This is a genomic window from Pseudomonas frederiksbergensis (assembly GCF_001874645.1).
GTDB lineage: Bacteria > Pseudomonadota > Gammaproteobacteria > Pseudomonadales > Pseudomonadaceae > Aquipseudomonas > Aquipseudomonas frederiksbergensis_B.
In genome coordinates this window covers 4,532,856-4,542,376 of the sequence record NZ_CP017886.1, presented here as the reverse complement: position 1 = coordinate 4,542,376, position 9,521 = coordinate 4,532,856, and the positions used below count along the sequence as shown (strand labels likewise).

Annotated in this window: 15 protein-coding genes; 12 read left to right on the top strand and 3 right to left on the bottom strand. The window is 56.9% G+C overall.

Features of this window, described 5'->3' with window-relative positions; genetic code table 11:
* The first annotated feature begins 77 nt into the window (after positions 1-77).
* Positions 78-878, top strand: a complete 801-nt coding sequence (locus BLL42_RS21795) for a LexA family transcriptional regulator (protein WP_071554074.1) — start codon at positions 78-80, stop codon at positions 876-878.
* On the opposite strand, the gene BLL42_RS29300 is transcribed toward BLL42_RS21795, so the two are convergent.
* Positions 873-1,061, bottom strand: a complete 189-nt coding sequence (locus BLL42_RS29300; protein ID WP_081427319.1) for a hypothetical protein — start codon at positions 1,059-1,061, stop codon at positions 873-875. The two genes, BLL42_RS21795 and BLL42_RS29300, sit on opposite strands and share 6 nt — an antisense overlap.
* Positions 1,062-1,348: 287 nt before the next feature.
* On the opposite strand from BLL42_RS29300, the gene BLL42_RS21785 reads away from it, so the two are divergent.
* A complete protein-coding gene (locus BLL42_RS21785; RefSeq protein ID WP_071554072.1) occupies positions 1,349-1,588 on the top strand; it encodes a hypothetical protein in 240 nt (79 codons plus the stop codon).
* A gap of 110 nt (positions 1,589-1,698) precedes the next feature.
* Here BLL42_RS21785 and BLL42_RS21780 read toward each other — a convergent pair whose 3' ends face one another.
* Positions 1,699-2,040 carry a type II toxin-antitoxin system HicB family antitoxin gene (locus BLL42_RS21780; protein ID WP_071554070.1) on the bottom strand — a complete coding sequence of 114 codons (342 nt, stop codon included), beginning with the start codon at positions 2,038-2,040 and terminating at the stop codon, positions 1,699-1,701.
* Positions 2,040-2,288, bottom strand: a complete 249-nt coding sequence (locus BLL42_RS21775; RefSeq protein ID WP_071554068.1) for a type II toxin-antitoxin system HicA family toxin — start codon at positions 2,286-2,288, stop codon at positions 2,040-2,042. Before BLL42_RS21775 ends, BLL42_RS21780 begins: the two co-directional genes overlap by 1 nt.
* Positions 2,289-2,439: 151 nt before the next feature.
* Between BLL42_RS21775 and BLL42_RS21770 the strand changes: the two genes are divergently transcribed.
* The 10 genes from BLL42_RS21770 to BLL42_RS21725 all read left to right on the top strand — a co-directional run bounded on the left by BLL42_RS21770 (position 2,440) and on the right by BLL42_RS21725 (position 9,352).
* The gene (locus tag BLL42_RS21770) at positions 2,440-2,688 is read left to right on the top strand and encodes a DUF1654 domain-containing protein (protein WP_071554066.1); all 249 of its coding nucleotides are present in this window, start codon (positions 2,440-2,442) and stop codon (positions 2,686-2,688) included.
* Between the two features lie 567 nt (positions 2,689-3,255).
* The gene (locus BLL42_RS21765) at positions 3,256-3,639 is read left to right on the top strand and encodes a response regulator transcription factor (protein ID WP_071554064.1); all 384 of its coding nucleotides are present in this window, start codon (positions 3,256-3,258) and stop codon (positions 3,637-3,639) included.
* 76 nt (positions 3,640-3,715) lie between these two features.
* Positions 3,716-4,495, top strand: a complete 780-nt coding sequence (locus BLL42_RS21760) for a hypothetical protein (protein ID WP_071554062.1) — start codon at positions 3,716-3,718, stop codon at positions 4,493-4,495.
* 445 nt (positions 4,496-4,940) lie between these two features.
* Positions 4,941-5,330: a hypothetical protein gene (locus tag BLL42_RS30890; protein WP_330220776.1), complete on the top strand. Its 390-nt coding sequence runs from the start codon at positions 4,941-4,943 to the stop codon at positions 5,328-5,330.
* Between the two features lie 5 nt (positions 5,331-5,335).
* Complete coding sequence (locus BLL42_RS21750) at positions 5,336-5,569, top strand: hypothetical protein (protein WP_071554060.1); 234 nt, start codon at positions 5,336-5,338, stop codon at positions 5,567-5,569.
* Complete coding sequence (locus tag BLL42_RS21745) at positions 5,566-5,799, top strand: hypothetical protein (RefSeq protein WP_071554059.1); 234 nt, start codon at positions 5,566-5,568, stop codon at positions 5,797-5,799. Before BLL42_RS21750 ends, BLL42_RS21745 begins: the two co-directional genes overlap by 4 nt.
* 102 nt (positions 5,800-5,901) lie before the next feature.
* Positions 5,902-7,068: a coiled-coil domain-containing protein gene (locus BLL42_RS21740; RefSeq protein WP_236721920.1), complete on the top strand. Its 1,167-nt coding sequence runs from the start codon at positions 5,902-5,904 to the stop codon at positions 7,066-7,068.
* Positions 7,069-7,121: 53 nt separating this feature from the next.
* A complete protein-coding gene (locus BLL42_RS21735; RefSeq protein WP_071554058.1) occupies positions 7,122-8,111 on the top strand; it encodes a RecT family recombinase in 990 nt (329 codons plus the stop codon).
* Positions 8,111-8,773, top strand: a complete 663-nt coding sequence (locus BLL42_RS21730; protein WP_071554056.1) for a lambda exonuclease family protein — start codon at positions 8,111-8,113, stop codon at positions 8,771-8,773. Before BLL42_RS21735 ends, BLL42_RS21730 begins: the two co-directional genes overlap by 1 nt.
* 87 nt (positions 8,774-8,860) lie before the next feature.
* Positions 8,861-9,352 (top strand): hypothetical protein, encoded by a 492-nt coding sequence (locus tag BLL42_RS21725; protein WP_071554054.1) that lies wholly within the window; start codon positions 8,861-8,863, stop codon positions 9,350-9,352.
* The last annotated feature ends 169 nt before the right edge of the window (positions 9,353-9,521 follow it).

Here is a 9,521-nt window from a genome sequence, read left to right as displayed (position 1 = left end):
TGCTGTTTCACGCAAAACAAGGGAATGATCAGCACTGCTGTTTGCTAAAAAAGCAGCTCTGCTACTAAATCGCACTTATGAAAAAGCCGATCAGAACCCCGCTGAGTGCGGATCAACTAGCCGACGCTAAAAGACTGAGTGATATTTACAAGGTCAAGGCGCGGGAAGCGAAAGAGCGGCCGGGCGATCCTCCTCTTACTCAAACCGAGGTAGGTGAGCGATGCGGCTGGAATTCACCGCAGAGCACCGTTAGCCAATACATGACCGGAAAGGTCGCGTTGAATTTGGATGCATTGGTAAAGCTCGCCAAGGCAATCGGGTTTGAGCCGTCCGACGTCAGCCCAGCCTTAGCTGCTGGGGTCAGGATGCGCGGAGGGGATAACTCTGCCTCCGAGCCGCCTAGCAGTGCTACTCCACCCCCGCTTGGAGATCCACAATCTACCAACTGGGACGACTACGCTTTCATAGATCAGTACGACGCCAAGGCAGCGGCCGGCAGCGGCTACGACAATACCCATGTGGTTTTGCGAAATACCTTGGCATTCAAACGTGACTGGCTTCGGATGAAGGGTGCCGCCCCTAAAAACTTGAAAGTCATTTATGCCCACGGTGACAGCATGTGGCCGACGATCAGTGATCGCGATGTTCTGCTCGTTGATGAGTCGCGAGTAGATCCATCGGATGGACAGATATTTGTGATGTTCAGCCAGACCAAAGGAACGATCGTAAAGCGTCTAATTCAGTCCGATGTCGATGGCTGGATCATCCGAAGCGATAACCCGGACAAGATCAATTTTGGCGACCAGGTGCTTCCCAACGGTGAGATTCATGAGCACCGCATTCTGGGTAGAGTGATCTGGCGCGGCGGGGACCTATGAAGCTTTGCGCTGGGCGCAGTCTGTGTCATCAATATTTCTGAACTGACACTCCCATGAGATGCATCGCTCAAGTGCGAGCTTGATACGAGCGCGCTCAGCATCAAGGCTGGTGCCGGAATCGGTAATTTTTAACAAGTTTTTGAGCGTGCCAAACACTCTTTCTTTTGGGGTCATGTCGGTCATGTCTGAGCGTCCTGAAATTAGGCTGGGTCAGTGGATAGCTATCGGCCAAGTCCGCGCCGTTGTTTCGACGATACACGAACAAGCCCTAGGACTTGGTGACTGCGAGGTGGTTTTTGATCCGCAAAAGCCGACCAATCGTGATGCTGAATGGCGTGATGACGCTTGGAGATTCGTTGACTCGCCTGATTTCGGTGGATATGCCGAGTCGAGCGACCGTCTACGCAGGTTCGTAACGATACTCAAGGCTGGATACTGAGCTGAACCAGCTTCCGCAGCAGGAGCTTACCATGTCACTCACCAAGCCAAACCAGCAACTCCGGCACGACCTGAAAGAGGTTGCTGCCCTGCTCAAGTGGTCAGGCGTCGATCTGATGAAGATGGCTGTACGGCTTTCGGAGGCTGGTCACGAGGCTGAAGCTTGGGAGTTGCTCAAGATATCGACGAGCTTTCCGGATGCCGAGGACAAGCTTGCAGGTTATGCGGATGAGGTTAAGGCGGGAAGGATTGTGCGAGGTAAGCAGGAGTAGCTGGCGCTGCGGGGTTGGCCAGGCTGAAGTCGACTTAGTCGCGCAGCAGCCCTCCGGCAAGCGGCCCGGCCCAGCGCCGGGCTTTTCAATTCTGGCTTTCGCACCGCCAGTCAGGCGTGATGCTCCAGGTACTCGCTCAGAGCCTTCCGAGTCAGATCGTTCAGGGAAATACTATGGCGGGTCGCGGCCACGCTCGCGGCCAGGTGCAGGTCGTGCCCTATCCTTACGTTGAACGATCCCTTGCACGGGACCTCAGGTTCTTGGCTCAGAGAAGTGCAGGTGTTGAGATAATCATCCACTGCGGCGCGGAATGCCTGAGTCAGCTCGGCTACCGTCTCCCCCTCATAGCTCACCAGCGCGCGGATGAATTGAAGCTTGCCGAACAGGCAATTGTCCTCGGGACTGGCCTCAATGGATCCGTAATAGCCTCGGTGCTGCAGCATGGTACTCATCAAATCAATCCTTCTGCCTTCAGGTGCTCAATAACCTGACGCTTGACGTAGGCCTTCAGTTCGTTACCGGGGTGCGGCTTGTGCAGGTTGATCATTGCCTGCGGATCGTCGTTGCTGAATTTCACTCGACTGCCGTCACCCTCGATCTGGCTAAATCCGAGGCCCTTTAACAGCGAGACCAATTCCTGCCAAGTGAACCCGGATTGCTTGTTCAGTAGCTTGGCTAGCAGCTTTTCTTGCTTGGACATTTGGGCTCCTTGTATGCGACTAATTTTAGTTGCAGGCTACAAAAGCGTCAATCCCAATGCGCCAAGACTTTCTTTAGCTGGCAGGCCTTGCCAGTCACGCCAGTGAACTTATACTGTACATACATACATACAGCAAACTAGGGCGACAGTCATGGCAAAGGCAAAACCAGCACCAAAGCTTCCCTCCTCCTACGAGCTGCTTGGTACTCGCATCCAGAAGATCATCAACTCGACTGGCGCGCAGACCTCGAAGCGAGCAGTCATCTACAAGGCTCCAGACGAATCGCCAGATGATTGGGCGCAGCTGCTTGAGGATATCGCCGAGGCTGACAATGTGACCGTGACGCACCAGGATAGTGGTGGAGTGCAGATTTCTTGGGTTGTGCCGAAGGAAGATTGACCGAAGCTGAATAGAGGAAGCCCGCCTAGCGCGGGTTTTTTTACGACTTCAGAATTAAATAACAGCAGTGCTGTTGACCAATATATATCAGCAGTGCTACTTTTAATTCCAAGCCAACGCATCACCGGCCCAGCAGCGAAAGCCGCGACCGCTCTTTAACAACCGAGAAAGTTTCCGCCAGCTGAAAAGCTGCGGGCCTCCTGTCCGGCAAGGACAGGGAGGGTCGATGCAAAGGCTCTCAACAAAACCTAACGATTGGCCGCTACGCCTCTACTGGAGACCGGCGATCCGATCTGACCTACCGCCCCGGGAGTGACTGGGGCGATGGAAGGAAACGCAGGGAGAACCTGCGGCGGACGAGGGATACCGAACTGGCGAATGACCCAGATATGCGTAGCGAGACGGCAATACCGAAATATTCACTGCGGCGCCCGGCGTGCCGACGCAACGGTGAGCAACGACATTCGATTCAAGCCAGTGACCGACGCCAGTAGCGGGTTGCTGCGGAAATTTTCACTTCTGCCACTGGAGACGGTGGCAGCGGGAAACCAACCAGGAGTCACGACGATGGAAGCAACAATCATCAACGGCGCATGGAAGGGCCACCTCGGTCGCGGCCTTGCGCCGCGAGAGCTTCAGTTCCTTCTCTGGATCGCCCAGGGATTCACCTCGAAAGAGATCGCCAGAGAGGCAGGCATCGAAGCCGGCACCGTCAAAAAGCGCCTCACTAACGCCATGTTCAAGCTTGGTGTCACGCGGCGTACTGCCTTGGTGGCTGAAGCCATGAAGCGGCAGATCATCACGCCGATGTGCTTTGTCCTGGCGGCGTTGGTCGCCATCCATTCAATGCTTGATGACGAATCGATGCGTCGTGATCGCCGCGTGCCTGATCGTCGTACAGCTCAAGTCCGGATGGTGCGGCGTGCCGAATGCCCTGCCCTGGCCGTATGACCGAAACACAGATTTCACTAGCTGGTCTTGGAAGCAGGACCAGACGGGAAATCAACGAACATGCACGGAGCACCAAATGAGCGAGCAAACACTTCAAGCGCTGCTGGCTGAGCGCGTCACCGCCTATGCCGCATCCGACCGTCCGCGTGAGCTTATCGACGAAGGCATCGACAAGATGTTCAAGAGCGTAGTCGAAGACGCTTTCCGTTCGTACGGCACCATCGGCGAATCGATCAAAGCCGCCGTGAAGGAGGCCTTTCCCGCCAACGTATCCGACGCGTTCGAGCTTCAGCGCTACAACGCCATGATCGCCAACGCCCTGCGCGAGCGCTGGGAAGCTGCCGGCATGGAATCGGCCATCCTTAAGCAGGCCGACGAATCCATTACCGAAGTGCTGACCGGTGAGGGCTTGCTTACCGCCGAGGTCTCGCTGAGGGCGCTGCTGGAAGCATTCATCGAAGAACACAAGGAGGAGGCGGCCGAAGAGCGTTGGAGCGCTCCGGAAATCCGGATCGCCGAAAGCGAAAGCGGTCGCTGCAAGTTCTACCAAATCCATTTCGACCCTCAGCCCGAGGGTGGGAACCGATACAGCTTCCGCGACACGCGTCGCAGCGACCACGAGCTCAAGCACTCACTGCACGTCATGGTCAAAGGTGAACGCGAAACCGGCGACCGCTTCCAGCCGCGGGTTGAGTTCGGTGAGGTAATTGGCGCGAAGCTCGACGAGAAGAAAATTGCCGTCAGCATGAAGGTTCGCACCAAGTGGGAACGGATGCTGGCCTCGCTGTACTTCGGCAACGCGACACTGCTGATCGACTGCGAAGAGGACGAGCTGTCTTACGGCTTCGACGACTGAACAACCAGCGCCGCGTCAGCCTGACGCTAACTGCCCGAGCACCTGGTCCTCCCCAGCACCAGGCCGCATCGGAGAGAGTCGGGCGAAGCGCCCGTGTACAGCGCTGGTGGTCACGGGCAATCCTAGGTGATGCGCACCCCTACAGCACTCCGGCTCTCTCCAATGCGGACGAATCCCCAGCTTATACCGGCCACCTGCACTCATCAACTTACCCAGCACGGAGGATTTGCACCCATGCACCAGTAAGCGATCCACCTGCGTGGCGCAGTAAGCCTGAAGGCTGCGCCCAACACCCTGACAGGCAGCGGACATCTGGGCCAACGGTGTTACCGCGCACCGGCCGAGAAATCGGTAGGCCACCCAGAGTTACAGGTCACCGCTGATGATTCAAACCCAGGCCGTCGCCAGTAGCGGGCCTGGGAGGCGCTCACATAGGGAGGTCTGTGTGGCGCACAACAACAGCCCGGTTCCGATCGGGCTTTTTTACGCCTGCCTTTATCCGTCAGCACTCTCCCCTGCGCCCATCGGCAACCAGCAGGCAGCCCGAGTGCTGACGAATACACGCAGCACCACTATGGAGGCAACCATGCACCCAGCCATTCAGCTCGCAAACGATGTTCGCAAGGCACTGCGTCAACGCTCACATATCGCGATCGCCGACTTCTACGAGTTGATCGGCCAACCGGTGCCTGGCGCACCGCCGCGCTTCGTAGTGAGGATGGCGGGTAAAGCTTTCTTCCATGTGGTGGACAGTCGCACCGGCAAGGTCCGGGGCTTTCGCCGCAATCACAATGAAGCATGCGCCCTGGCGCGCCAGCTTGAGGAAAAGGAGTAGCTGCGATGGCAACCAGCTACGCAGACAGTGCCCAGGCCCGTGAGTGGGATAAGCGCCTCGATGATTGGGGTAAGCCGCGAGCCACCCTCGCTGAGATTGCGCACGACTACGACAATGAAGCAGATCTCGCTGCCAGACGCGAGCAGGAAGCAGCAGACCGCATCAGCCTCAAGCGCCGTATTGGTTTAGCCATGACGCAGATGGAGGTGATCTGCCCACCAGTAGGAGGCACGGAGTGAACATCCAACAACGCAACCATCAAACCGCGATCACCTGGATCGAGGGCGAGATTGGCAACATGATCCGCGACCTCGGCAAGCCAAACGCCAGCTCGGCGGCAACGTCGGTCATCACCCTGGCCTACTTGTTGCGCGTTATCGACAACAACGAGCACCGGCGCTACAGAGCCCGCATCGACGAGATCTACGCCACCTACAACGAATCGATCAAGCAAGGAGCCGCAGCATGACCATCATTTGCGTTCTTGGTGCTGCTTAGCGCTCTCGCTGACCACGTCACCCAATAACTCTCACTCCTTTCAAGGCTGCGCACCGCGCGGCAAGGAATTGTCATGTCCGCAAATACCAAACAAGCACTCGCACAAGAATCGCTCGAAATGAACGAAACCGGCGATGCGCGAAAATCTAACGCTGTAGCCCCTGCGGTAGCCGTCACCGACATCGCCGAATATCGCCCACACGAAGAACAGATCGCTCGTCTGGAGACCACTTACGCGAAGCTGGTCGTTGACTGCTCGACCAGCGAAGGTTTGGCGAATGCGAAGGAAGTTCGCGTCGATATCCGCGATGTGCGTTATGCCCTGGCGAACACCACCAAGACAGCGCTCGTTCCCTATCAACAGAAAGTCAAAGATGCCCAGGCTCGCGTCAACCAAGTTAAGGAGTTTGGCGAGGCGCTGAAAGATCGTGTGCTGGCAATTGAAACGCCTGTCGACGAAGCAATTAAGGCCGAGGAAAAACGCGTAGCTGACGCCAAGGCCGAGCGCGATCGTGTCGAGGCTGAGCGTGTCGAAGCCACCCGGGCAAAAATCACCCGCTTCAGCTCTGTAGCTGCCGCATATGCAAACCGTAGCGCGGCCGATGTCGCAAAGATTCTGCAAGGCGTTAAGGAGTCGCTGATCCCGCCCGAAGAATATGCCGAGTTCGAAGCTGAAGGCACCATCGCTCGCGACAACGCAATTGAGCAGCTTGAAGCGCTACATAAGTCTGCCGTTGAACGAGAAGAGGCTGCCGCCAAGCTGCTGGCCCAGCAGAAAGAACTCGACGAACTGCGCGAAAAGCAACGTATTGCCGACGCTGAAGCCGAGGAGCTGCGCAAGCAACGAGCCGAGGAAGACCGCCAGCGTTTGAAGAAGCAGCAGGACCATCTGGACCAGCAGCGCCGCGACATGGAAGCACAGCAACGCCAACAGCGTGAGCAGCAGGAAGAGCAACAGCGCCAGCAACGCGAACGCGACGCCCAGTATCAGCGGGACCAGGAAGAATTGGTCCGTCTGCGCGCCCAGGCTGCCGCACCCGCTCCGGTCACTCCTGCGGATTCGCCTCAGGTCGCAGAGAAGATCGAAGTCGCACCTATCAGCGCACATGCAGACGCTGCTGAATCCGACGACGTGACTACGACCGCCCCATCGGTTGACGACATCGTCGAGGTTGTCGCCCTGGGCTTCGACGTGAGTATCGATACCGCTCGCGCCTGGCTTCGTGCCATCCGCTTCTAACCACCCTTTCCATCTAAAGGTCGACCCACTCCTTGTCGGCCACGGAGAACGCAATGTCCGATTCAGACACTCAAGCACAAACCGGCCTCGCCACATACCACGATCCATCGCACAACGCTGCAGCGCTCATACTTGATCCAGGCACCATGAAGTCGATGAGCGACCTCGCGCTGATGATGTCGAAGGGCGTGACAACAGTCCCCAAGCATCTGAAGGGTAATCAAGCTGACTGCATGGCGGTAGTTCTACAAGCAATGCAGTGGCAGATGAACCCATTCGCTGTTGCGCAGAAGACATTCATCGTCAACGGCGGTGCATTGAGCTATGAGGCGCAGCTCGTCAACGCAGTGATCACCGCCAAGGCACCAGTCAAAGGCCGCTTGAATTTCGAGTGGTTCGGCACCTGGGAAAACGTCATCGGGAAGATGCGCGAAGTCACCAGCAAGACCAAGAAGGACGAGGATACTGGCGAGTTCAAAAAGTACCGGGTTCCGGCCTGGAGCTTTGACGACGAGAAAGGTCTCGGGATCAAAGTCTGGGCAACCTTCAAAGGCGAAGACGAGCCACGCATTCTGGAACTTCTGCTCACCCAGGTCCGCACGCGGAACTCTACGCTTTGGGCGGAAGACCCCAAGCAGCAGATTGCTTACCTGGTGACAAAAAAATGGGCGCGACTCTTTTGCCCTGACGTCATCCTCGGCGTCTATACACCCGATGAATTCGAAGACTCATACGGCGGCGAAATCGATATCACTCCTGCGAAGCAGGCTTCAAACACCGCTGCTGCTACTGGTGTGTCGTTCGGCCCGAAATCCCCGTCGCCGGAAATCGACGGGGTATTCGCAGACCTTTTGGTCGTCGCAAAGCGTCAGGACATCGAAGCCTATGCGACAGCCTGGGCAGGTCTCAAGCCTAAGCAGCGCGCTGCAATCGGCCTGGAATGCCATGAAGCGCTCAAGAACATGGCGGCGACCGTTGATGCCGACTTTACCGATATGGCCCGCGCCAACGACGACCTGAATCAGGCCGAGGAAGCGGCATAGTGAGAACAGAACTTCAGGGCACTGAAAAGTGGCATGCAGACCGATCTGGCCGAGTCACAGCCAGCCGGTTTAAAGATGTGATCGCCTGGGGGAAGCCTGACAAAAATGGGAAGCGCGAGCCTATGGGGGCGCGCACCTCATACATGCGCGAACTGTGCTTCGAGCGACTGGCAAAGAAGTCCAAGCACAACGTCAGCAGTGCTTCCATGAAGTGGGGTCACACCGAAGAACAGAAGGCTCAGGACGCCTACGAGATGTTGACCGGCAACATCGTCATACCGTCAGAGTTCATCGTCCACCCGAAGTACGACTGGCTCGGCTGCTCGCCAGACGGCCTGATCAACGATGACGGGGGAACCGAATCGAAATGCCCTTTCAACGAGGCAATACACGTCAAGACGTGGCTCGAAGGCATGCCTGAGGAACACATGCCGCAGGTTCAGGGCTGCATGTTCGTTACGGGGCGGAAATGGTGGGACTTTCTGTCGTTCGATTCTCGCCAAGATGAAGAGTGTCAGCTCTACATCGAGACGATTCACCGCGACGAAGACTACATCGCCAACCTGCACAAAGAGCTGGTCCAGTTCAACCTGGAACTGAATCGCATGGTTGATGAAGTCGCAGACAAAGCTCGCGCGCAAGCCTATCGGTTAGGTGCGTGATCATGAACAGGTTCAAAACTCGCCCGCAGCAACGCAAAAGACAAACGTGGCTCGCGATGCCGGCCAGCGGAATGGAAGAGGTAGGCCATGGCAGTGGATGGAAGGACGCGATCTGCCAAGGCGGCATTGAAGCGGAAGGCGAAGCAGGAAGTGGAGTTGCGCCACAAAGTGCGCGACGGCATCACGCAGATGCTGGCCGATCTAATGCTCTGGAACGAGATCGAGGAAGCAGGCGAAGCGTTGCAACTGCTGATCTTGAATGCTGACCCGGTTGCGGCTCTATCGCAGGCCGCAGTTGAGCTTCCGTCGTCACCACCTGGATTGATCCGGCATCACGTCAGGCCTGGCGTTCTCGACCGGCTGAATGAGATCGCCGAGAGCCTACACGGGGCCAGCCAAAAGCATGTGATTAAGTTGCTGATTCTGTGCGCTCATGCGGCCGGGCCGGAGGGCTCTGCCAGGTATCTGCATATTCCGCGACACGAAATCGTATTTAGCGAAAACGTGTCGCGCACTTTCTTGAATGAAAGCCTGCGCGAATTACGCAAAGACCCAGGTGACGAGCACTTCGCGCCCTGAGCTGCCACACCTGCAATCAGTTACCTCGACTGAGCTGCAAATTCTGGGTCGTGCATTCAGTGGTGCTAACAGTCCCCATGAAAGCATTCATCTTCACAGCGCACTTCTCAATATTTAGACCATTACGCCCGTCACTTGAGATGTTGGTGACATATGGGCCAGCGGTTGT